The 21,542-nt window shown below is 73.3% G+C and carries 22 protein-coding genes and 1 pseudogene; 13 read left to right on the top strand and 10 right to left on the bottom strand.

Annotated elements, in window-relative coordinates; translation table 11 throughout:
* Positions 1-669, top strand: a 669-nt coding sequence (locus tag ACSNOG_RS24105; protein WP_436754793.1) for a hypothetical protein, incomplete at its 5' end; no start/stop codon positions are given.
* Between the two features lie 15 nt (positions 670-684).
* Here the strand turns inward: ACSNOG_RS24105 and ACSNOG_RS24110 are convergent.
* From ACSNOG_RS24110 to ACSNOG_RS24120, 3 genes are all read right to left on the bottom strand, one after another.
* The gene (locus ACSNOG_RS24110) at positions 685-1,776 is read right to left on the bottom strand and encodes a zinc-binding dehydrogenase (RefSeq protein ID WP_436754794.1); all 1,092 of its coding nucleotides are present in this window, start codon (positions 1,774-1,776) and stop codon (positions 685-687) included.
* A 17-nt stretch (positions 1,777-1,793) separates the two neighbouring features.
* Positions 1,794-2,777 (bottom strand): alpha/beta fold hydrolase, encoded by a 984-nt coding sequence (locus ACSNOG_RS24115; RefSeq protein WP_436754795.1) that lies wholly within the window; start codon positions 2,775-2,777, stop codon positions 1,794-1,796.
* A gap of 115 nt (positions 2,778-2,892) precedes the next feature.
* Positions 2,893-3,195 carry a hypothetical protein gene (locus ACSNOG_RS24120; protein ID WP_058041490.1) on the bottom strand — a complete coding sequence of 101 codons (303 nt, stop codon included), beginning with the start codon at positions 3,193-3,195 and terminating at the stop codon, positions 2,893-2,895.
* Between the two features lie 310 nt (positions 3,196-3,505).
* Between ACSNOG_RS24120 and ACSNOG_RS24125 the strand changes: the two genes are divergently transcribed.
* From ACSNOG_RS24125 to ACSNOG_RS24135, 3 genes are all read left to right on the top strand, one after another.
* Positions 3,506-3,913: a hypothetical protein gene (locus ACSNOG_RS24125; RefSeq protein WP_436754796.1), complete on the top strand. Its 408-nt coding sequence runs from the start codon at positions 3,506-3,508 to the stop codon at positions 3,911-3,913.
* Between the two features lie 635 nt (positions 3,914-4,548).
* Positions 4,549-5,040 (top strand): hypothetical protein, encoded by a 492-nt coding sequence (locus tag ACSNOG_RS24130; RefSeq protein ID WP_436754797.1) that lies wholly within the window; start codon positions 4,549-4,551, stop codon positions 5,038-5,040.
* A 282-nt stretch (positions 5,041-5,322) separates the two neighbouring features.
* Positions 5,323-6,579, top strand: a complete 1,257-nt coding sequence (locus tag ACSNOG_RS24135; protein ID WP_436754798.1) for a protein-glutamine gamma-glutamyltransferase — start codon at positions 5,323-5,325, stop codon at positions 6,577-6,579.
* A 35-nt stretch (positions 6,580-6,614) separates the two neighbouring features.
* Here the strand turns inward: ACSNOG_RS24135 and ACSNOG_RS24140 are convergent, their stop codons facing one another.
* Positions 6,615-7,157 (bottom strand): GNAT family N-acetyltransferase, encoded by a 543-nt coding sequence (locus ACSNOG_RS24140; RefSeq protein WP_436754799.1) that lies wholly within the window; start codon positions 7,155-7,157, stop codon positions 6,615-6,617.
* Positions 7,158-7,401: 244 nt separating this feature from the next.
* Here ACSNOG_RS24140 and ACSNOG_RS24145 point away from each other — a divergent pair, with 244 nt between their 5' ends.
* The gene (locus ACSNOG_RS24145) at positions 7,402-8,205 is read left to right on the top strand and encodes a GNAT family N-acetyltransferase (RefSeq protein ID WP_436754800.1); all 804 of its coding nucleotides are present in this window, start codon (positions 7,402-7,404) and stop codon (positions 8,203-8,205) included.
* An 83-nt stretch (positions 8,206-8,288) separates the two neighbouring features.
* Positions 8,289-8,681 carry a YunG family protein gene (locus ACSNOG_RS24150; protein ID WP_436754801.1) on the top strand — a complete coding sequence of 131 codons (393 nt, stop codon included), beginning with the start codon at positions 8,289-8,291 and terminating at the stop codon, positions 8,679-8,681.
* Positions 8,682-8,702: 21 nt separating this feature from the next.
* Here the strand turns inward: ACSNOG_RS24150 and ACSNOG_RS24155 are convergent, their stop codons facing one another.
* Positions 8,703-9,374, bottom strand: coding sequence for a TetR/AcrR family transcriptional regulator (locus tag ACSNOG_RS24155; protein WP_436754802.1), 672 nt, complete (start codon positions 9,372-9,374; stop codon positions 8,703-8,705).
* 65 nt (positions 9,375-9,439) lie between these two features.
* Between ACSNOG_RS24155 and ACSNOG_RS24160 the strand changes: the two genes are divergently transcribed.
* From ACSNOG_RS24160 to ACSNOG_RS24170, 3 genes are all read left to right on the top strand, one after another.
* Positions 9,440-9,925, top strand: coding sequence for an SRPBCC family protein (locus ACSNOG_RS24160; protein ID WP_436754803.1), 486 nt, complete (start codon positions 9,440-9,442; stop codon positions 9,923-9,925).
* Between the two features lie 93 nt (positions 9,926-10,018).
* Positions 10,019-10,852 carry an SAM-dependent methyltransferase gene (locus tag ACSNOG_RS24165; RefSeq protein WP_436754804.1) on the top strand — a complete coding sequence of 278 codons (834 nt, stop codon included), beginning with the start codon at positions 10,019-10,021 and terminating at the stop codon, positions 10,850-10,852.
* Between the two features lie 111 nt (positions 10,853-10,963).
* Positions 10,964-11,797 (top strand): lysophospholipid acyltransferase family protein, encoded by an 834-nt coding sequence (locus tag ACSNOG_RS24170; RefSeq protein WP_436754805.1) that lies wholly within the window; start codon positions 10,964-10,966, stop codon positions 11,795-11,797.
* A 132-nt stretch (positions 11,798-11,929) separates the two neighbouring features.
* Here ACSNOG_RS24170 and ACSNOG_RS24175 read toward each other — a convergent pair whose 3' ends face one another.
* Positions 11,930-12,439 carry a pyridoxamine 5'-phosphate oxidase family protein gene (locus ACSNOG_RS24175; protein ID WP_436754806.1) on the bottom strand — a complete coding sequence of 170 codons (510 nt, stop codon included), beginning with the start codon at positions 12,437-12,439 and terminating at the stop codon, positions 11,930-11,932.
* Positions 12,440-12,532: 93 nt separating this feature from the next.
* Between ACSNOG_RS24175 and ACSNOG_RS24180 the strand changes: the two genes are divergently transcribed.
* Both ACSNOG_RS24180 and ACSNOG_RS24185 read left to right on the top strand, forming a co-directional pair.
* Complete coding sequence (locus tag ACSNOG_RS24180) at positions 12,533-13,261, top strand: hypothetical protein (protein WP_436754807.1); 729 nt, start codon at positions 12,533-12,535, stop codon at positions 13,259-13,261.
* A gap of 228 nt (positions 13,262-13,489) precedes the next feature.
* Positions 13,490-14,884 carry a cytochrome P450 gene (locus tag ACSNOG_RS24185; protein WP_436754808.1) on the top strand — a complete coding sequence of 465 codons (1,395 nt, stop codon included), beginning with the start codon at positions 13,490-13,492 and terminating at the stop codon, positions 14,882-14,884.
* Between the two features lie 76 nt (positions 14,885-14,960).
* On the opposite strand, the gene ACSNOG_RS24190 is transcribed toward ACSNOG_RS24185, so the two are convergent.
* Entirely contained in the window at positions 14,961-16,097 is a 1,137-nt protein-coding gene (locus tag ACSNOG_RS24190) for an isoaspartyl peptidase/L-asparaginase family protein (RefSeq protein WP_436754809.1), read from the bottom strand.
* A gap of 233 nt (positions 16,098-16,330) precedes the next feature.
* Here ACSNOG_RS24190 and ACSNOG_RS24195 point away from each other — a divergent pair, with 233 nt between their 5' ends.
* A complete protein-coding gene (locus ACSNOG_RS24195) occupies positions 16,331-17,932 on the top strand; it encodes an ABC-F family ATP-binding cassette domain-containing protein (RefSeq protein WP_436754810.1) in 1,602 nt (533 codons plus the stop codon).
* Between the two features lie 101 nt (positions 17,933-18,033).
* Here ACSNOG_RS24195 and ACSNOG_RS24200 read toward each other — a convergent pair whose 3' ends face one another.
* Complete coding sequence (locus tag ACSNOG_RS24200) at positions 18,034-18,795, bottom strand: class I SAM-dependent methyltransferase (protein ID WP_436754811.1); 762 nt, start codon at positions 18,793-18,795, stop codon at positions 18,034-18,036.
* Positions 18,796-18,973: 178 nt separating this feature from the next.
* Here ACSNOG_RS24200 and ACSNOG_RS24205 point away from each other — a divergent pair, with 178 nt between their 5' ends.
* Positions 18,974-19,915, top strand: coding sequence for a peptidoglycan recognition protein family protein (locus tag ACSNOG_RS24205; RefSeq protein WP_436754812.1), 942 nt, complete (start codon positions 18,974-18,976; stop codon positions 19,913-19,915).
* Between the two features lie 19 nt (positions 19,916-19,934).
* Here ACSNOG_RS24205 and ACSNOG_RS24210 read toward each other — a convergent pair whose 3' ends face one another.
* The gene (locus ACSNOG_RS24210) at positions 19,935-20,816 is read right to left on the bottom strand and encodes a GNAT family N-acetyltransferase (RefSeq protein ID WP_436754813.1); all 882 of its coding nucleotides are present in this window, start codon (positions 20,814-20,816) and stop codon (positions 19,935-19,937) included.
* A 91-nt stretch (positions 20,817-20,907) separates the two neighbouring features.
* Positions 20,908-21,542 (bottom strand): annotated as a pseudogene (locus tag ACSNOG_RS24215) (PIG-L family deacetylase); the annotation flags it as partial.

Below are 21,542 nucleotides of genomic sequence, written 5' to 3' on the forward strand. Positions count from 1 at the left end.
GCCACGATGAAGCTGCGCCCCACCACCCTGGCCCCCGCGCTCGGATGCGCCGCCCTCCTCGTCCTGGGCACGCCCGGAACGGCCGCCGCACACGGCGACACCATCCACTTCGCCGTCGGCGGCGAGCAGGGCGGCCACGTACGGACCGTGGCGACCTGGGAGAACGACGGAGACCCCGTGGACGAGGCCGTCGCCGGCACCCTGACGGCCACCGGCCCGGACGGGCGGACCGCAGGCCCGTGGCAGCTCGTGGCCGCCGAGGGCAAAAACGGCGGCAAGGGGGCCTACACCACCCGCGAGGCCCTCCCGCAGGGCACGTGGAAGGTCGTCGTCCACTGCGGCTTCCCGGACCTCGGCCACGGCGAGGGGACGGTCACGGTCACGGCCGGGGCAGGGGCTGGGGCAGGCGAGGCCGGGAAGGGGCCGGCTCCCGCCGGGAACGCCGCCGCGCCGGAGTCGTCCGCTCCGGCCGGTTCCGCGGCTGCCCGGCGGGACGCCGCGTCCTCCGCGGCCCGGGAGTCCTCGGAGGCCGCCCCTGCGTCCTCCTCCTCTTCCTCCTCCCGTACCGGCCTCGTCGTCGGTGCCGGCGTGGGCGTCGCCGCCGTGGCGGCCGCCGGGGTGCTCCTGCTGCGGTCCAGGCGAACGCGGCGGCCCGCCGTCACCAAGTGAGGCCGAGGCGCGGTCCTACGGAGTGAGGATCAGCCGGACCGGGTCGCCCTCCTTCTTCCGCAACCGCTCGACGCCGGCGGCGGCCTCCGCCAGCGGCAGGGTGCCGCTGATGGAGCGGCCGAGGTCGAGGCGGCCCAGGCGGGCGAGGGCGACCAGCTCGTCGACGTGCCCCGGCTCCGAGCCGTAGTGCCCGAGGACCTGCTGCTGCCGGACGCTGAAGGCGATGCTGTCGGTGATCGTCAGCGGCTCGGGGCCGAGCCCGACGAGGACCAGGCGACCGTCCGCCGCCAGGCAGCCGGCGGCCTGCTCGCGCACGGCCGGGACACCGGCCATGTCGAGGGCGAGGTCGAGCCCGAGGCCCCCGGTCGCCTCCCGGATCCGCTCGCGCAGATCCGGGTCGGCGGGGTCGAGCGCGAGGTCGGCGCCGAAGCCGAGCGCCCGCCGCCGGGCGGCCTCCAAGGGGTCGACCGCGATGATCGGCGCGGCTCCGACGAGGCGCAGCAGCTGCACGGCGTGCGTACCGAGGCCGCCCGCGCCCCAGACGCCCGCCGGGCGTGCGGGCCGGGCCCGGCCCGTCAGGGTGATCGCGGACCACGGGGTGGACACGGCGTCCGGGATGATCGCGGCCTGCTCGAACGGCAGCTCGTCGGGGAGGGCGACCAGCGTGTGGTGACCGGCCAGGGCGTACTCGGCCCAGCCGCCGTCGTAGTCCACGCCGCGGGTCAGCAGCCGCAGGCACGGGGCGGTGAAGCGCTCGCAGGAGCGGCAGGTGCCGCAGCGCTCGCCCGCCTGCAGCAGGACGCGGCGGCCCACCGTCCACTCCGCCGGCACGCCGGGGCCCAGGGCGTCGACGACGCCGGCGGTCTCGTGGCCGAGCGTGACCTTGTCGGCCTGCGTGCGGGCGGGCTTGAGGCTGCCGTCGATGAGGTGCACGTCGGACAGGCAGATGCCGGCGGCCTCGACCTTGATGCGTACCTGCCCCGGGCCGGGCCGGGGCACGGGTATCTCCTCGACGGCGAAACCGCCGGAGCGCAGGTCGAGCCGTCCGGCGAGCATCGTGTCGCCGGTCGTGCCGGTTGCACCGGTCGTACCGGTCATGCGGGTCATGGCGGAATCCTCCGGGCTCAGGCGTTCAGGGACGAAAGGAACTCCAGGAGCTCGGCGTTGACCTCCTCCGGGCGCTCCTGCTGCGTCCAGTGACCGCAGCCCTCAAGAGTCACGCTGCGGCGCAGCCCCGGCACCGTCTCCTCCAGGGACGCCAGCAGCCGCTCCATGCCGGGGAAGCCGCGGACGGGATCGCGGTCGCCTCCCACGTACAGCGCGGGGACCTCGATGCGGAGGTCGTGGAAGGGCGCGAGGAGCTCCCAGTTCCGGTCGAGGTTGCGGTACCAGTTCAGGCCGCCGGTGAAGGCGCGGTCGCCGTGCGCGGAGAACTCGTCCACGAAGACGGCGACATCCTCCTCGGTGAACCAGCCCGGCAGCTCCTTCGGCTCCGCCATCGTGTCCAGGAGCGTGCGGCCGGACGGGACGGCCCAGGGGCGCGGCGGGTCGGTCTGCGGGCTGTCGCCCGAGCCGCTGAACAGGATCCGGCGGAATGTCGTCGCAGGGTCCCGGGCCAACTCCGCGTCCGCCACGCCGGGTTCCTGGAAGTAGAGCTGGTAGAAGCCGTCGCCGAGCAGGGAGCGCAGTGCCGGCAGCGGTGCCGTCCGGCCGCGCGGCTGCGGAGGCACGCTCAGGCCGGCCACGCCGCGGACGAGGTCGGGCCGCAGCAGCGCCGTGGTCCAGGCGACCGGAGCGCCCCAGTCGTGCCCGACGACCACCGCGCTCTCCTCGCCGAGGGCGTGGATCAGGGTGACGACGTCACCGGCGAGGTGCAGGATGCTGTACGCGCCGGGATCGCCCGGCTGTTCGCTGCGTGCGTATCCGCGCTGGTCCACCGCGACGACCCGGTACCCGGCCCCGGCCAGCGGGCCGAACTGGTGCCGCCAGGAGTACCAGCACTCCGGGAAGCCGTGCAGCAGGACGACCAGCGGCCCCCGCCCCTGTTCGGCGACGTGCAGCGTCACTCCGTTGACCTCGACGAAACGGTGCTCGACCGAGCTGGTCATGGTGTCCTCCCGGGGGCGTCGCGCCGACGTACTCCACAGTAGGGGGCGACTTCCCGGGACCGGAGGAGATGTTGACCACTCGGCCGATTTCCCGCGGCTCCTCACCTGCCGCGCCTCAGCCGTCGGGGTTGGCCTCCAGGCAGGTCAGCTCGATGTCGTCGATGATGGCCTCGTTCGTCTGGCCCTTCAGGTGCGCGACGTTCTCGATGCCGACCGCCATCCACCCCGAGAGGCTCATGACGAGCACCCGCAGCCCGTCCGTACCGTGTTTGGCGAGCACCCGGTCCGCCACCTTGAGCGCCTCCTCCGGCACCCTTTCCGCCGGTTCGAGACCGACGATGGTGCGCATCAGCCCGATGGTGGTGTGCGAGATCTCCGGCGCGATCGCCCGCAGCCTGCGGTCCTCTTCCTCGTCCACGTGTCCTCGATTCGTCCGTCAGACGGTCACGTCCAAGCACCCTAGGCGGCCGTGCGCGGCGGCCGCAGCCCGAACACCATCGGGTGATCGCTGCTACGAGTGAATCGCGGTCAAGAAGCTCCCAAGTCGCCACCGGGGCTGCTCTGTCCGTACTCGGGAAGCGCGCGGGAAGGCGCGCGTGTGCAGGCCCGGCGCCGCCGCGGTTCAGGGTTAGCCCCGATGTGTCCGGCGACCCGGATCCCTAGTTTGGGCAACGTCCGGCGAACGATCCGGCACAGCCGGCAACGCCACACGTGGGAGAGGACCGATCATGCACGGGAAATCGCTCACCCCGGCCGGAACCGCGGCCCTGTTGACGGCCGTCACGGCCTTCCTCATCACGGGCACCGCCGCCGGAGTCGCTCAGGCCGCGCCCGCCCCGTCCGCCTCGGTGAAGGTGGAGGACCGATACACGATCGACCTGCACAGCAACGTCCGTGCTGCCCCGAAGCTGAAGAGCCGTGTCTACGGCACGGCGGGCCGGGGTGCCTACATCGACATCGACTGCTGGAAGCGCGGGCAGGACGTCAGCTCCGGCGGCCAGCACACCAACGTCTGGTATCAGGGCGGTGTCTGGATGGGCAAGCCCATGAACCGCTACATGGACCCCGGCGTGTGGGTCTGGGGCGGCAACGTCGACACCAAGGGGGACCCGCAGAAGGGCATCCCCCACTGCTGACGCCCTGACGCCCTGACGCCCGGGCCGGCCTCACCTCCACCGGGGGGGCCGGTCCGGGCGCGCCCGCTTCGGCCACGACGCCGAAGGCGACATCAAGTCGACCCTCACGGCCTGCGAGACACCGGTCGGCGCTCCGTTGCGGCACGACCCGCAGCCCCGGTCTCCACGCCGACGGAGGGCGTCGGCACCCTCCTGGACTCTCCGGCCACCGAAAACGCCCCGGGCCTGCGGCACCTCCACCGGCGTCCCCCCGGGCGCCATCGCCGAGCCGACCCGGCCACTGCCCGACACAGGCGGGAACACGCCCTCGACGGGCGCTGTATTACGTGGGAGGCCCCGTCGGCCTTGCCGCCGGCGTACGGTTCCGGCGCCGCCGTCCCCAGCAGACCAGCGGCCCTCTCCCCGCCCGGACTGCCCGGGCGACCACGCGGTCCACCGGCCGCTGGCGGACGCACAGATTCCGGCCGCACGGATCAAGAGGTCGCATCCCCCACGCCGGTCCGGATCACAGGCATGGCCGGATACCGCCTCGGTGGCAGGTTGGCCGGTTTCAAAGCCGTGATGTTGCCGGGAAGTTAACGCGGAGACATGATCACTGCTCGTATCAGCCTGATCACTCATCCAGGAGCCGAGAAGTGATACGCAGAACCGCTCTCCGTGCCCTCACCACCGCCGCCGTGACCGCGGCCTTCGCCCTGCCCCTCGCCCAGGGGGCCCAGGCCGCCGCCCCGGCCACGACCGCCCCGGCGTCCGCCGTCACCCCCGCCACGATCAACGCGGGCGACGACAATCCCTTCCGCTGGATGGAACTGGAGGGCTTGCGGGCCGACTTCCGGTTCATGTGTCCCGCGGGCCACTGTGTGGGCTTCTGGTCGCTGGTCCTGACGGACGACGTCGCGCAGCAGAAGTTCGAGGGCGGCAAGTTCTTCGTCTACGCCCCGGCCACGGGCGAGTTCAGCTTCTTCCTCGACACGGACATCGCCGTGCGCACGGTGGACCACCCCGGACAGGTCCGCCTGGCCGACACCGCGTTCATGCGCTCCCACCCGCGCGTCGAGGTCCGCTACGGCGACCCCGGCCACCCGGACCGGGCCCGCGTCGTCGCCTCGGCGACGACCCTGATGTAGCGCCGGCACCGCCCTGACCGGCCGCCCCCGGCCCGCACCGGGCCGGCGACGAGCGCGCCGCCCCTGCGCCACCACCGCGCCATCTTCCCGTATCACTGCCTCTCCTTCCGCCTCGCGGCGGCGGCCTTCCTGCCGGCGGCACGGCGACGCAGGACAGCACGGCGAAGGACCTGAACGGCAGATCTCCGCAAACCCCTCCATCGCGTCGTGCCCTCGCGCGCCCTGCGCGCCCTCGCACGCCCTCGTTCCACGACATTCACCACAAGGGAGTTGCTGATTTCCATGGACAAACGCCTGAGATTTCTCACCCTCGCCACCGCCGGCGCAGTCGTATGCACTGCCGGACTCATCCCGTCGGTAAGCCAGGCGGCAGGCAGTGGTGACAGGGAAGGGAAGGGGTCCTACGCCGCAACGCACGGCCTGACGGCGGATGACGTCGAGAACATCAACGCACTCAATGAAAGCGCCCTGGCGCTGGGGCAACCCGGCAGGCCCCCGGGTGAGTTTCCGCCGAGCGCCGGACCGTCCCTCCGGGCGCCCGGCACCACCGACGACAGGGAAACCCCTCCGGCCGAGCCGCTCGACAGGATGCCCGACGCGTACCGGGCCTACGGAGGCAGGGCCACGACGGTCGTCAACAACTACATACGCAAGTGGCAGCAGGTCTACAGCCACCGCGACGGCAAGAAGCAGCAAATGACCGAAGAGCAGCGCGAAAAGCTGTCCTACGGTTGCGTCGGCGTCACCTGGGTCAATTCGGGTCCCTACCCGGCGAACAAATTGGCCTTCGCGTACTTCGACGAGAACAAGTACAAGAACGACCTCAAGAACGCCGGCCTCCGGCCCGGTGAAACGCGGGCGGAGTTCGAGGGCCGCATCGCCAAGGACAGCTTCGACGAGGAGAAGGGTTTCAAGCGGGCGCGCGATGTGGCGTCCATCATGAACAAGGCCCTGGAGAGCGCCCACGACGAGGGGACGTACATCGACAACCTCAAGACGGCGCTCACGAACAACAACGACGCTCTGCTCTACGAGGACAGCCGCTCGAACTTCTACTCGGCGCTGCGGAACACACCGTCGTTCAAGGAAAGGGACGGGGGCAACTACGACCCGTCCCGGATGAAAGCGGTGATCTACTCGAAGCACTTCTGGAGCGGGCAGGACCAGCGGGGCTCCTCCGACAGGAGGAAGTACGGCGATCCGGAAGCCTTCCGCCCCGCCCAGGGCACCGGCCTGGTCGACATGTCGAGGGACAGGAGCGTCCCGCGCAGCCCCGCCGGCCCCGGCGAGAGCTGGGTCAATTTCGACTACGGCTGGTTCGGGGCCCAAACGGAAGCGGATGCCGACAAGACGGTGTGGACCCACGGCGACCACTATCACTCGCCCCATAGTGGCCTGGGCCCCATGCACGTATACGAGAGCAAGTTCCGGAACTGGTCGGCAGGGTACGCGGACTTCGACCGCGGAACCTACATGATCACGTTCATCCCCAAGAGCTGGAACACCGCCCCGGCCACGGTGGAGCAGGGCTGGCGGTAACAGCATCGCGGAGAAGGGCCGGCACGCCCGGCCCTTCAACGTGCGGCCGGGACGTACTGGTCCGACGACAACGCGAACACCCGGACTCGCCGACCGCAGGTGGGATTGACGGTCTCACGGAAGGGACGCATTCCCAGTTTGGCCGTGATCCGTTCGGAGGCGTCATTGCCCACCTGAGTGATGCTGACGACCCGCTCCAGCCCTCGCTCTTCGAAGGCGAACCGTACAGCGGCCGCAGCGGCTTCGGTGGCCAGGCCCCGCCCCCAGTGGGAGCGTCCCAGCCGCCAGCCGACCTCAACCGCCGGCAGTACCTCCGGCAAGAAGTGGGGCACCGAAAGGCCGGTGAACCCGGCCAGTTCGCCGGTGGACCGGATCTCCACGGCGAACAGGCCGAAGCCCTGTGACTCCCACTCGCTCTCCCACGCCCGGATCCCGCCGCGCGTCTGCTGTTCGTCACGGACACTGCCGTCACGGATCCACCGCATGACCTCGGGGTCGGCATTGACGGCAGCCATGGGCGCAACGTCTTCCTCGCGCCAGCGACGCAGGATCAAACGGGGAGTCTCAAGGGTGACCATTCCCTCATTCTGGATCGCGCATGGGCTCTTCGCCATCCTCACCAGGCACTTGCGGTACGGGCCCCGGCGGGCGGCTCCGGCAGAAGCAGGCGAACGGCCCGGCAATCTCGGTTGAGATCGGCCCGGCGATCAGCGACATTACGTCGTTAGGTCGGAGACATGACGAAGGCCCGAGTCGACTTCCACTCGGGCCTCGTCCGCGCCTTCGCCCGGATCACCGCACAGGACCGAACAGGAGTCATCCGTGGCCAACACGTGGCAGACCACCCCCGACGCTCGTGTCGAGGATCGAAGCGGGCAGGACCATCCGGGTCACCCCGCCGACTTCGGGGACGGGGTGATACGCCAGGCTCGCAACTCCGCCGCGTTCTGGGCCGCAATCGCAGACTCCCGCGGCCACGAGGTGATCCGCCGGCGCGGCTTCCTCGCGGTGGTCGGGGGCGACCGCGCCGGGACACGCGTCCTGCTGCAGGAACCCGACCTCGACGCGCACGATATCGCCGAACTGACCGAGCTGGCAGGCCGGTCGACCGGACCGGTGGACGCTGAGGATCCGTTCAGTTCCACCGACCTGAGTCACCTGGGCATGCGCAACTGGCAGATGCCAATCATGGTGCGCCCGCCCGGCCCTGCCGCCGCCCCCGCGATGGAGGTGACCCGGGTCCGCAGGACGGACGAGCTGCGGACCGCCGAGCAGATCGTGATCGACGGCTTCGAGCTGACGCGATTCGCCCCCTACCGTCCCGGCGAAATGTTCCCCACGAAGCTGATCGAGCAGCCGGGCGTGGACGTCTTTCTCGCCGTCCTCGACGGCGAGGCGGTCGGAGCGGCTGTCACTGTCGTCCACGAGGGGGTCGGCAGCCACTACTGGGTCGCCACGTCGTCGAAGCACCGCTCCCGCGGCGTCGGGCGGGCCGTCATGCTCGGCTCGCTCGCGCCCGTGTCGAACCTTCCGGTGACACTCACCGCCTCGCGGCTCGGACGGCCGCTGTACGAGTCGCTGGGCTACACGGCCGTCACCTCGTCGACCTGGTGGTCCTCGCAATGACCAGCGACGAGGCGTGACGTACACGCTTGCCGGCTCTCCCGGCTCTGCCAGGGCTGTCAGTGGGTGCTGGGAGGATGCCCGGCATGACTCCTTGGCTCCTGACCGACATCGAAAAGGCCCTGCGCAGCAGCTGGGGCGCGGACACGTGCACCCCGGAGTACCGCTCGCGCTGGACGCCCGGCAATCCGGCGCGCGACCAGTGCGGCGTCACCGCGATGGTGCTGAACGACCTGCTCGGCGGTGAGCTCATACGGGGCGAGGTCCGCGTCGACGGCGTGCAGACCGATTTCCACTGGTGGAACCGCCTCGGCGGGGGAGTGGAGATCGACCTCACCCGCGAGCAGTTCTCCCCCGAGGAGATCGTCACGGGCGGCGTGGTCATCCCGCGCCCGCCCGAGATCAAGCGCCTGCGCGAGGAATACGAGCTCCTGCGCGACCGCGTCCTGCAGAAGCTGACGGGCGCTGCCGTGCACTAGGCGTACGGCCATCGCCGAGCCTCAGGCGTGCGGGTGCTCCCCGCCCGGCAGCCCGCTCAGCAGTGCCGCCGTGCACTCCTCGGCGAGGTCCTCCGCGTGGGCGGGGAGGGCCTCGCCCGCCCGCAGGTGGCGGCGGACGAGTGAGAGCGGCAGGTCGATCACGGCGAGGGAGACGCGCTCCCGGGCCGCGGGATCGTCGGCGCCCAGCGCGGCGGCGAGCCGCGCCACGGCGGCCCGCACCCGCCGGTGGCCGCGCTCGGCACGCTCGGCCTGTTCGCCGGGCCACTCGGCACGCCCGAAGTCCCGGGCACCGTAGAGCAGGAGGGCGGCCTCCTGCGGGTGGGCGCGGCTCCAGGCGACGACGTGGCGTGCTGCCGCGCTCCCTGCCCGCCGCGGGTCGGTCTCCTTTGCGGATGTCCCTTCGGATGCCCCTTCGGATGCCCCTTCGGATGCCCCTTCGGGTTCCCCTTCGAGTGCGGCGAACCAGCGCTCCTGGAAGCGTTCCACCGTCCGCAGCCACACCTCGGCCAGCAGCACGGTCCGCCCGGCGAAGCGGTGGTACACCGAACCGCTCGGAGCGCCCACCTCCTTGGCAACCGCGGACATCGTCACACCGGCCGGTCCGGCGGTCGCGGCGAGCCGTACGGCGGCGTCGAGGAGCTGGTCGAGGTCGAAACGGGGTGGTCGGGCCATGAGTTGGAGGGTACTCTCCATAATATTAGAGGGATCTCTCTATATCTTTCGGAGACGGAGGACCCATGGACGTCCACAACGTGCACGAGCGCCTGCTGCCCGTCACAGAGCGGGAGGCGGGGGCGCTGATCGACGGCCTCGCGAGCGACGCCGACCGGCTGTGGCCGCGCGGCCCCTGGCCCCCGATGGCCTTCGACCGGCCCCTCGGCCCGGGGGCGGCGGGCGGCCACGGCCCGGTCCGCTACCGCGTCGCCGCCTACGTCCCCGCTACCTGGGTCCGCTTCGCCTTCACCGGGCCGCGCGGCTTCCACGGCTTCCACGAGTACGCCGTCCTGCCCGCCGACGGCGGCCGGACGGTCCTGCGGCACACCCTCTCCATGGCCGCCCGCGGCCCGGCCCGCCTCACCTGGCCGCTCTTCTGGCGCCCGCTCCACGACGCGTGCCTGGAGGACAGCCTCGACCGGGCCGAGCTCGCCTGCACGGGGGCGGTGGCGAAGCCCGCGCGCTGGAGCCCGTACGTCCGGATGCTGCACGCGCTCGCCGCTCGCTGAGCGCGATCCGATCATGGCCGGTTCGTCCCTGTGTTCGGCGCTGGGCAGGGGTGAGGCTGATCCTGATCGGTCCCACGGGCGAGAGGAGCACTGGTGAACGAGAAAGTGAACGAGGACGCCACGCGCAGCTACTACGACTCGGGCGACGTGGACGCCTTCTACGACGCCGTCTGGGGCGGCGAGGACATTCACACCGGCATCTACGCCCGCGCCGGCGAGCCGATCGCCGACGCCTCCCGCCGCACCGTCGAGCGGGTCGCGGACCGGCTCGCAGGCAGCCTCGGCCCCGGCGCCACCGTCATCGACCTCGGCTCCGGATACGGGGGGACCGCCCGCCGGCTCGCCGAGCGCTTCGGCTGCCGCGTCGTCGCCCTCAACCTCAGCGCCGCCCAGAACGAACGGCACCGCGCGGCCAACGCCGAACGCGGCCTGGACGATCGCATCGAGGTCGTCACCGGTTCCTTCCACGACGTGCCCTTCCCCGACGGACACTTTGACGCCGTGTGCTCCCTGGAGGCGTTCTGCCACAGCGCCGACCGGCCGAAGGTGCTGAGCGAGGCGGCGCGGGTGCTCAAGCCCGGGGGCGTGCTGGCCTTCACCGACATCATGGCCGCCGAGGACGCGCCCGCGGAGGCGCTGCGCCCGGCCGTCTCCCGCCTCGGCGTGGACGCCCTCGCCACCGTGTCCTTCTACCGCGAGCAGCTGGTCCGCCTCGGCCTGTCCGACGTCGGATTCGAGGACCACAGCGGTCAACTGGTCAACCATTATGTCCGGCTGGCGGAGGAGACCGCGGCGCGCGCGGCGGAGCTCGGCAGGCGCATCGGCGCCGCCTACCTCGGCCACCTGCAGGAGAACCTGCCCGTATGGGTGGACGCCGCGCGCCGCGGACGGCTGCGGTGGGGCGTCCTGCACGGCCGCCGACCGTAATCCTCCGTAATCAATCGGCCACGGTGTGGCTCAATCGGCCTTCTCCCCCTGATCCATACCCGCGAGTAGCGTGCCCGGGCGCGGGGGGCTCTCTGGGAGAAGGGCGTTTGCATGTTCTATCGCGCGTTCAGGGCCGTGGTGCTGATCCCGCTGCTGCGGTGGCTCTTCCGGCCGAAGGTGGAGGGGCTGGGCCGGGTCCCGCAGCAGGGCGCGGCGATCGTCGCGGGCAACCACCAGTCGTTCACCGACCAGTTCCTGATGGGCGTGACCCTCAGGCGGCGGATCACCTTCCTCGCCAAGCAGGAGTACTTCACCGGCCGCGGCCTCAAGGGCAGGCTCGCCGCCGCCTTCTTCCGCGGGCTCGGCGCGATACCCGTCGACCGCTCCGGCCGCGCCGCGGCGCAGGCCGCCGTCGAGGAGGGCGTGAAGGTGCTCGGCCGCGGCGAACTCCTCGGCATCTTCCCCGAGGGCACGCGCTCGCACGACGGCCGGCTGTACAAGGGCAAGGTCGGCGTCGCGGAGATGGCGATCCGCTCCGGCGCGCCGGTCGTGCCGTGCGCGATGATCGGCACGTTCGAGGCACAGCCCGCCGGGCGGCGGATGCCGCGCCTGGTGCCCGTCACGGTCCGCTTCGGCGAACCCCTGGACTTCTCCCGCTACGCGGGCATGGCGGACCAGCGGCACGTGCTGCGCGCGGTCACCGACGAGATCATGTACGCGATCCTGAAGCTGTCGGAGCAGGAGTACGTGGACGTGTACGCCGTCGACGCCAGGGCCGGGCTGAACACCCACGCCTCCGGCCGCCCGGGCGGCGCCGAGGTCCTGGGGAACGCGCGCTTCGCACCCGGGCCGGACCACCCGGAGTACGCCGAACGCCGGGACCGCCGGGACCACCCGGACCACGCGGACCACGCGGTTCCCGGCGAAGGGCGCACCGCGGCGTAGCGGGCGCACCGCACCTCCTCGGGGACGGGCGGGCCGGGCGGTCGGCGGAAACAGTGCCGGGCCGCCCGGCGCTGTCCTCGGGCACCGCCTCCGCGGCGACCGGGGTACACCTCCGCGGCGACCGGTGGCCGTTCAGACGAGCCACTCGCCGTCGCGCATCAAGTGGCGCCCGCGCAGCTCGGGTTCCTCGTGCCACGCCTGCACCGCGCGCGGCAGCACCTTGAAGTAGGCGTAGGCGTCACCCTGCTTGCGGGGGTCCCAGCCCGTGTGCGCGGCGAACGCGTCGGCCGCCGCGGCCGGCACCTCCCGCGCTCCGTAGGTCTCCACGTCGCCGTCGACGAGGACGACGTCGCGCGTGTGCCCGAGGGCGAGCCGGGCCCGGCCGCTCTCCCGCAGGTTGCGGCCCGTCGGGTTCGTGTGCCGGGTCGACATCCAGATCGCCTCCCCGTCCCACAGGAACCACAGGGGCACCAGGTACGGCACCCCGTCGGCGCCGGCCGAGGCGACCCAGACGTCCGGCTCCTGCCCGAGCCGCTCCAGAACGTCCCGCTTGCGCTGCGCTCCGCTGCGGACCTCCGGGGCCTGCGGGCCCCGGGACGCCTCCGGGCCCGCAGGCCTCTCCGTCTCCGAGTCGATCTTCATGCCCGGACGCTACCCGCGCGGGCGCCCGCGCGCCTCGGGCTGCGGCCGTAGGCCCGTCGACCGACCCGGCCCGGGCCCGTAGGCTGCCCGCTCATGAACGACGACGTGCGCAACATCGTGCTGGGCCTGGTCGCCAGCGGGATCAGCGCCGCCGCGGGCTGGTTCGTCCGGACCCTCCTGTGGCGGCGCCAACTCCGGCGCAAGCAGGTCTTCTTCGGCCTCCCGGCGGGATCGGAGTGCCTGCTCGTGGTCAACCAGGACCCGAGCGCGAGCGGCTGGGGCGTCGCGCGGCACGACGCCTTCGCGCTGCTGGAGATCTCCGCGCTGATCAAGGAGTGCGGGGCGCACGCGGACATCGTGGTGCACGACGCCGCCCGCCAGGGGATCGGCGTGCGCACCGAATTCTGCGTCGGCGGGCCCGTGTCGAACCGGCGCACCGAAGCCCACCTGCGCTCACTGCTGCCCGGCGTCGAAGTGGCCACCGCCCACGGAGGGCCCGACGGGGGCGCGCTCACCGTCGGCGGCGAGACGTACCGGGTGGACAAGGGCACGGCCGAGTACGTGCTGCTCGCCCGGCTGACCGGGCCCGGCGGCAGCCGGCCGGTCTTCCTCGCCTCCGGCCAGCGCAGCGTCGCCAACCAGGCGGCCATACGGTACCTGGCCGGCCACCACAGGCAGCTCGCCCACCGCTACGGGCTCGACGGCACGTTCTGCCTCCTGCTGAAGGTCGTGAACTCGGACGCGTACGGGCCGGACATGGTGGAACTGGTCGCCGACGTCACCGCGGCGGCGACGACCGCGCCCTCCTCCGCCACCCGCTGACCGCGCCTCGGGCCGCCGCGGCCTGGCCCCGCCGCCCGGCCCCCGCCGCCGGGCGGCGGCCTCACCCGATCCGGCGGCCCGGGCGGTGCGGCGGTTCCTCCGGCGGGGACGGCTTCGCTACGGTGGCCCTGCCCTGCTGCCCTGCTGCCCTGCTGCTGTGCCCTGCTGCCGTGACGACGCCGTACCCGGAAGCGGATTCCGGGCGCAGACGACCCTGGAGGCACGCCCATGGCGACCCGTGGCCCCGACCGGCCGCCCGCGGACCCCGGCCTGCGGGCGGCGCGCGCGCCGGGCGCCCGGCCTCTGGCGGGGCACCTGCCCGCCTTCTACCGGGCGCCGCTGGCCTTCCTCGACGCGTTGCCCCGGCACGGGGACCTCGTGGAGGTCCGCCTCGGCCGGCAACCGGTTTTCGTGCTGTGCCATCCCGACCTCGTACGCCGCGTCCTGACCGACGACCGGACCTACGACCGGGAGGGCCCCTCGTACCGCCGATCCCGCCGCGCGATGGGCAACGGCCTGGCGACCTGCCCCCAGGCCGAGCACAGGGCGCAGCGCCGGCTGATGCAGCCCGCCTTCCGCGCGGACCACCTCGCCCGGTACGCGGCCGTCATGCGGCAGACGATCGGCGAGTCCGTGGACGGCTGGCGCCACGGGCAGCAAATCGACCTCGGCGGCGAGCTGTTCGCCCTGGCCACCAAGACCGCGGTGCGGGCGCTCTTCGACGCCGACCTGCCGCCCGCCGAGGGCCGCGAGCTCCACGCGGCCCTGGACACCTTCCTCAAGGGCATCTACCGGCAGTCGCTCCTGCCGTGGGCCGCCCGGCTGCCCACCCCCGGCAACCGCCGCTACGGACGCGCCCTGGCCCACTGGCAGGCGTACACCGCGCGCCTCGTCGACACCCGTCGCGCGCACTCGGGGACCGGCGGGGACGGCCCCAAGGACGTCCTCTCCCATCTGCTCTCCACCCGTCTGCCCGACGGTGCGCCGGTCGCCGACCACGCCGTCCACGACCAGTGCACCGCCCTGGTCCTCGCCGGCTCCGAGACCACCGCCTCCGCGCTCGCCTGGTCCTGCCACCTCCTGTCGCACCACCGCGACGTCGCGGAGGAGCTGTACGCCGAGGCGCACGGCGTCCTGCGCGGGCGGACGGCCACCGCGCAGGACGTGCCCCGGCTGCCGCTGACCGGCCGGGTCGTCACCGAGGCCCTGCGCCTGTACCCGCCGGCGTGGCTGATCCCGCGGGTGACCACCGTGGAGACGGAGCTGGCGGGCCGGCGCCTGCCGGCGGGCAGCACGGTGGTGTTCAGCCCCTACGTCATCCACCGCCGTGGCGACCTCTACCCCGAGCCCAGCCGGTTCCGGCCCGGCCGCTGGGCGGGGGAGGACGTTCCGGCCGGCGGTCCCGCGGCCGACCGGAACGCTTCACTGCGTTCCTATGTCCCCTTCGGGCTCGGGGCCCACCGCTGCATCGGGGAGTCCTTCGCCCTCACCGAGGCGACGATGGCGCTCGCGACGCTGGCCGCCCGCTGGAGGCTGCAGGCCGTTCCCGGCGCCGCCGTCCGCCCGGCGGCCAGGGCCGTCCTCGCTCCCGAGCGCCTGCCCATGTACGTGTACGAACGCTGAGCCGTCACGGGCCGGCAGGTCGTCACGGGTCGCCGGGCCGTCACCGACCGCCGGGCCGTCACCGGTCGGCGGGTCGTCACCGGCCGGTGCGCGTCTCGTCGGGGAACACCTTCGTGACGAGCTTGCCGTCGGCCGTCAGATAGCCGTAGAGCATGCCCTCGCTGCTGTGCGGGGCGGCGAGCGTTCCGTCGGGGGCGAGGGCGATCACACCACCCGTGCCGCCCAGCCGGGCGAGCCGTTCGTGCACGACCTCGTGGGCGGCCGCGGCCACGTCCCTGCCGCCGAACTCCACCAGGTGCGAAAGGGTCGACGTGGCGGCACCGCGGATGAACACCTCGCCGTGGCCGGTCGCACTCGCCGCCACCGTCCCGTTCTTCGCGTACGTCCCGGCCCCCACGAGCGGGGAGTCGCCCACGCGGCCGGCCATCTTGTTGGTCATGCCGCCCGTGGACGTCGCGGCGGCGAGGTCGTGCTTGCCGTCGACGGCCACCGCGCCGACCGTCCCCATGGCGGACTCGCCCACGGCCTGTCCGCCCACGATCTGCCGGCTCGCCGACGGCGAAGTACCGCTCCTGCTCTGCTCCTTGGCCTTCATGAGGCTGTCCCAGCGCGCCTGCGTCCAGTAGTAGTCCTGGGTCACCGCCGGCAGGCCGTTGCGCACGGCGAAGGCATCGGCGCCCTCGCCCGCCAGCAGCACGTGCGGCGTCCGCTCCATCACGAGCCGGGCGGCGGAGACGGGGTTGCGCACGTGGCGGACGCCGGCGACGGCACCGGCCGCCAGGTCCGAGCCGCGCATGACCGACGCGTCCAGCTCGTGCCCCGCGTCCTCGGTGAACACCGCACCCTTGCCCGCGTTGAACAGGGGGTTGTCCTCCAGCGACCGCACGGCCGCCTCGACCGCGGCCACGCTGGAGCCACCGTCCCGCAGCACCTTCCGGCCGGCGCGCAGGGCGTCGGCCAGCCCGTCGCGGTAGGCCTTCTCGGTGCGGGCGTCGGTGTCCTCCCGCCGCAACGCCGTACCGGCCCCGCCGTGCACGGCCAGCACCACCTCCGTGGCCTCCGGCCGGGGAACGGGCACGCGGCCGCGCCCGGTGGCCGCCGCCGCGGCGCCCTCCGGACGGGCGGACGACTGCGACAGCGCGGGCAGCGCCACCGCGACCGCCACCAGGGCGGTCAGGACGGGAAGGATCCGGAGTCTCGAACGCATGCGCATGGGCCCTCTCTCCTCGCTCTCGCGATCCGGGCGCGCCTCACGGGCCGCCCGACGATCCGGGGTCGTCCGGGAGCGTCATCCGGGTACGTCATCCGCGTGCGCACGTAATTCAGGTGCGCCCGCCGCGCTCGCGCGGCTACCCTCGCCCCCATGTCTACGCCCCGCATTTCTTAGCTCAAGGACCCGATCCCACGCCACCCGTGTGTCCTTGAGCTGTTCCGGAGCGTAATCCAATGATCACCGTTCGCGGTGCCGGCATCCGTGCCGGCGCCCGCCTCCTGCTGTCCGACGTCTCCTTCCACATCGCCCCCGGCGACCGCATCGGCCTGGTCGGCCGCAACGGCGCGGGCAAGACCACCCTGATGAGGACCCTGGCCGGCGAGCTCCGGCCCGCCGCCGGAGACATCACCGTCACCGGCTCCCTCGGCTACCTCCCGCAGGACGCGGCGGCCGCCGACCCCACCACCCCGCTCACCGACCGGATCCTCTCCGCCCGCGGCCTGGACCGGGCCGTCCGCGCGCTGCGGGACGCCGAAACCGCCATGGCGCAAGCGGGCGGAGCGGCCGCCCAGGAGCGGGCCATGGCCGCCTACGCCCGCGCCGAGGCCGAATTCCAGGCCCGCGGCGGATACGCCGCCGAGGCCGAGGCCGCCCGCGTCGCCGCCGGCGTGGGCCTGCCCGCGCGGAGCATGGGCGAACCGCTGGGCGCCCTGTCCGGCGGGCAGCGGCGGCGGGCCGAGCTCGCGCGCATCCTCTTCGCCGGCCACGGCACCCTGCTGCTCGACGAGCCGACCAACCACCTGGACGCCGACGCAACCGCCTGGCTGCGCACCATCCTGACGGCCCACCAGGGCGGCCTCGTCCTGATCAGCCACGACACCGGCCTGCTGGCCGACACCGTCAACCGCGTCTTCCACCTCGACGCGCACCGCACCACCATCGACATCCACAACACCGGCTGGAACACCTACCTCGCGCGGCGCGAGGCCGACGAACGGCGCCGCACCCGGGAGCGGGCGAACGCCGAACGCAAGGCGGCGGCACTGCGCACCCAGGCGGACCGGATGCGGGCCAACGTCGCGACCGCCGTCGCGGCGAAGAACATGGTCCGCCGCGCCGACCGGATGCTCGCCGACCTCGAACCGGTCCGCCGGACGGAGCGGACCGCCCGGATCCGGCTGCCCGAGCCCGCCCCCTGCGGGCGCACGCCCCTCGGAGCCGTCAGCCTCGCGAAGGCCTACGGCGGCCGCAGCGTCCTCAGCGGCGTCGACCTCGCCGTCGACCGGGGCAGCCGCCTCGCCGTCCTCGGCCTCAACGGCGCCGGCAAGACGACCCTGCTGAAGATCCTCGCCGGGCGCGAGACCCCCGACAGCGGCCGCGTCGTCCACGGCCACGGCCTGCGCCTCGGGTACTTCGCCCAGGAACACGAGACGCTCGACCCCGCGCTGACGGTGCGGCAGAACCTCGCCGCGGCCGCTCCCCACCTCGGCGACGGCGAGGCCCGGCACGTGCTCGGAGCGTTCCTCTTCGGCGGGGACGACGCCGACAAGCCGGCCGGGGTGCTCTCCGGAGGCGAGCGGACCAGGCTCGCCCTGGCCGGCCTGGTGCACTCCGGCGCCAACGTGCTGCTGCTGGACGAGCCGACCAACAACCTCGACCCGGCCTCGCGCGACGAGGTCCTCGGCGCGGTCGGCGCCTACCCCGGCGCCCTCGTGATGGTCACGCACGACGAAGGCGCCGTGGAGGCGCTGCGCCCCGACCGGGTCCTGCTGCTGCCGGACGGCGCGGAGGACCTGTGGGACGACGGTTACCTGGACTTGGTGTCCTCAACCTGAGGCCGGTCCGAGGCCGGTCCGAGGCCGGCCGGGGAAGGCCAAGGGGACCGCGCGGGGCGATCCCGCGCGGCCCGGCCCGGCCGTCACAGCCGTCACGGCCGTCACACGGGCTTGCGGGCCTCGATGAGGAAGCGCGCCGAGTGGGCGATGAAGGGGCCTTCGGCCGTGATGCGTTCGTGGAGTTCGCGCAGCCGGTCGCGGTACTGGTCGACGGTGAAGCCGGGGACCATCCAGATCACCTTCCGCAGGAAGTAGATCACCGCGCCGACGTCGCGGAACTCCATCCGCAGGGTCTCGGCGCGCAGGTCGACGACGCCGAGCCCCGCGGCCTCCGCCTCCCGCCGCTCGTCGTCGGGGTGGCGCTTGCGCCGCACGTCCTCCGGCTGCGGGCCCAGGAAGTACTCGACCAGCTCGAAGACGCTGGCCGGGCCCACGTGCTGCGCGAGGTACGTGCCGCCCGGCCGGAGCACCCGGGCGATCTCCTCCCACCACACGGTGGCCGGGTGACGGCTGGTCACCAGGTCGAACGCCTCGCCGGCGAAGGGCAGGGGAGGCTCGTCGGCGTCGGCGACCACGACCGCCCCCAGCGGGTGCAGCAGCTTCGTGGCCTTGGCGACGTTCGGCGGCCAGGACTCCGTGGCCACCATCGTGCGGGGCAGCTTGCGCGCGCCGGCGAGGACCTCCCCGCCGCCCGTCTGGATGTCGAGGGCCGCGTCCGCGAGGGCCAGGCGCTCGCTCATGGTGCGCTGATAGCCCCAGGAAGGCCGCTCTTCGGTGGCCCGGCCGTCCAGCCAGGAGAAGTCCCAGCCGGCCACGGGAGCGGCCTCGGCCTCGGCCACCAGTTCGTCAAAGCTTCGTGACATAACAGAAGTAATACCGCAAAGAGTACGAATAGTCTCCGGAGTTTCGGGCGGCATCCTCACCAGCGGAAGCATGCGTTCCCGGTGGCGCACGGCATGGGAACGGGCATACCGCGAACAGACGTGCGTGTCGCCGTGCGGTGCGGCGCGCACCCCCACCCCCCAGCCCCGAGGAGTCGTGATGGCCTGGTACCCGGGCGCCACGAAGATGGAGCTCCAGCCGGAGTCGGACGACCAGCCGGCGATCCGGCCCACGCAGTTCATCCTGCACAGCGTCGGCGCGCCGTGGACCGCGCGCCGCCTCTACGAGTTCTGGCGCGACAGCACCAACCTCGAGTCGCACTTCGGCCTCGGCTACGGAGGCGATCTCGCGCAGTACATCGGCACCCAGACCCGCGCCGACGCCAACTACCGGGCCAACCTGCGCCCGGACGGCAGCGGGGCGGTCAGCATCGAGACCGCCTCCAACCTGGAACACACCGACCCGTGGACCGGCCGGCAGGTCGACAGACTCGTCGAGGTCGGGGTGTGGCTGCACCAGTACCACGGCCTGCCGTTACGGATCTGCCGCTCCTGGGACGAACCCGGCTACGGCTACCACCGGCTGTTCCCGCAGTGGTCCACGGGCGGCACGGCCTGCCCGGGCGACGCGCGCGTGGGGCAGTTCCACGACGTGATCTTCCCCGCCATCGTCGCCCGGGCCTCCGGCAGGCCCGACGATGCGGCGCAGCCGGCCGGTGCGCCGCGCACGCTCGGCGAGTACAGCGACGCGCCGGCGGCGCTCGTCCCCGGGGCGTGGACGACGCTCTCGGTCAACGGAGAGGCGCTGATCAGCGGCGCGAAGGCGTACACGGCGACGGTCTTCCTGACCGTGACCGTCCCGGCGGGCAGTACGCTCCAGGGCCGCTTCTACCACCAGCGGGCGGACGGCTCCCGCTGGAACGGCCCGATCGTCGAACGCATCGCGACGGTCGGCGCGTCCTTCGTCGACTTCACCCATCAGGGGTCCGTCTCCGAAGGGGAGAGCGTCCGCTTCGAGGCGTGTTACGACCCGCCGGCGCCGGGCGTACGCGACCCGGGGACCGTCTCCACGTCGCGGGCGCGCGGCTTGTACTGGACCTGACCCGGCGAGCGGGGGCCGGTCAGGCCCGCGGCGCCTTCGGCTCGGCCGGCTCGGCGATCAGGGCCGTGGCCGCGCGGCGGAAGCCGGCCCGCGCGTAGACCCGGGCCACGTCGTCGTCGCCGGCGGACAGGAAGACGGTCTCGGCGCCCCGCGACCGCGCGTCGGCGACGAGGGCCGCGGTGACCGCGAGGCCCAGGCCCTGCCGGCGCAGGGCGGGCAGCGTCCCGATGCCGACGAGCTCGGTGACCGCGCCGACCGGCTGGTGCATGCCCGAACACAGGGCGGTGTCCCCGCGGACGACCGCGGCCATCACCGTCAGACCCGCGCGGATGCGCGCCGCCAGACGGTCCGCCGTGCCGTCCCGGAGAGCGCGCCGCTCCGCCGCGGCCAGCTCCTCGGTGCCCGTGGTGCCCACCGCCGTGCCGAGCTGGGAGAAGGCGAGCGGGCCGAGGGCCACCGCGCTCGGCAGCGCGGGGTCGTCCGGGCCGAGCAGGCGCACAGCGAGGCCCTCGGGGAGTGGCGGAGCGGCCGTGGCGGTGCCCGGGTCGAGCACCATCAGGGGGTGGTCGTGCACGGTCAGCCCCGCTTCCTCGACGGCCGCTCGCAGCGCGGGCGTCGTCTCGGCCACCCACTCGAAACTCTCGGGGAGGCCGAGTTCGCGCTGGCGGGCCAGGACCCGCAGCACGTCGGCGGCGGTCACCGGCCCGGCGCCGGCCGGGCCACGGGCGGGCCGGGCGTAGTACGGCCAGCCCTCGCCCTCGCGGACGAACAGGGTGAGCGGGCCGAAGTCCTCGGCCCGCGCCGTGCTGCGCGGCACGCTGTCGTAATAGCCCTCCAGCCGGTCGAGCAGCCGGGCGGCGGGGGAATCGGAGGGGTGTGCGGAAGAGTCGGCAGAGATCACGACAGGCATCCAACACGCGCCGCGCTCCCCGCCGCCACCCCATTTCGCCGCATCCCGGCCCCGTGTGCGCGTTCGCGACGGGCCCGAGCCCCTACGACTGGACGTTCGTCCACGCCTTCCCGTCGTGGGCGATCCAGTCCGTGAACGCGTCCTTGCCCGAGCCGCGCAGCCGTGCGCTGCTCAGCTTGTTGTCCAGGCCCATGAGGACCACGACCGCATTGCCCTTGGCGTCGAGCGCGACGCCGGGGACTCCGCGGTACGGAACGCCCTCCTTGCCCCACGGGCCGGGGCGGCCGGATCCCGCGGACAGCCGCGCGCGGCCCTTCTTGTCGTGGTCGGTGAGGACGGTGGTGTTCCCGGCCTGGGCGACGGCGACGCGCCCGTGGCCGCCGAGCGGCTCGCACTGGGCCGAGACGCGCCAGCCCTTGTCGTCGCCGAGCCGGTCGGCGACCAGCACCCGGGAGGTGTTCGGCTGACGCAGCGCCATGCGCATGCCGCCGCCCGCGAGGGGCACGAGGCTCAGCGGGCCGGTGGCGGCGGGGAGCTTCGTGGCCTCGGTCAGCTGCAGCGGGCCGCCGGGACCCTGCGACATCCAGTGGTGCACGGTCTTGGGGTCGGTGGCGACGAGGTGGATCCGGCCCTGGCCGTCGAGGGCCGCGTCGAGCCCGTCCTCGAGCCTGACCTGCGGGTCGGGGCCGGGCTTGGGGCCCGGGGCGGAGCCGGGGG

The organism is Streptomyces sp. URMC 124, assembly GCF_051386455.1.
Lineage (GTDB): Bacteria > Actinomycetota > Actinomycetes > Streptomycetales > Streptomycetaceae > Streptomyces.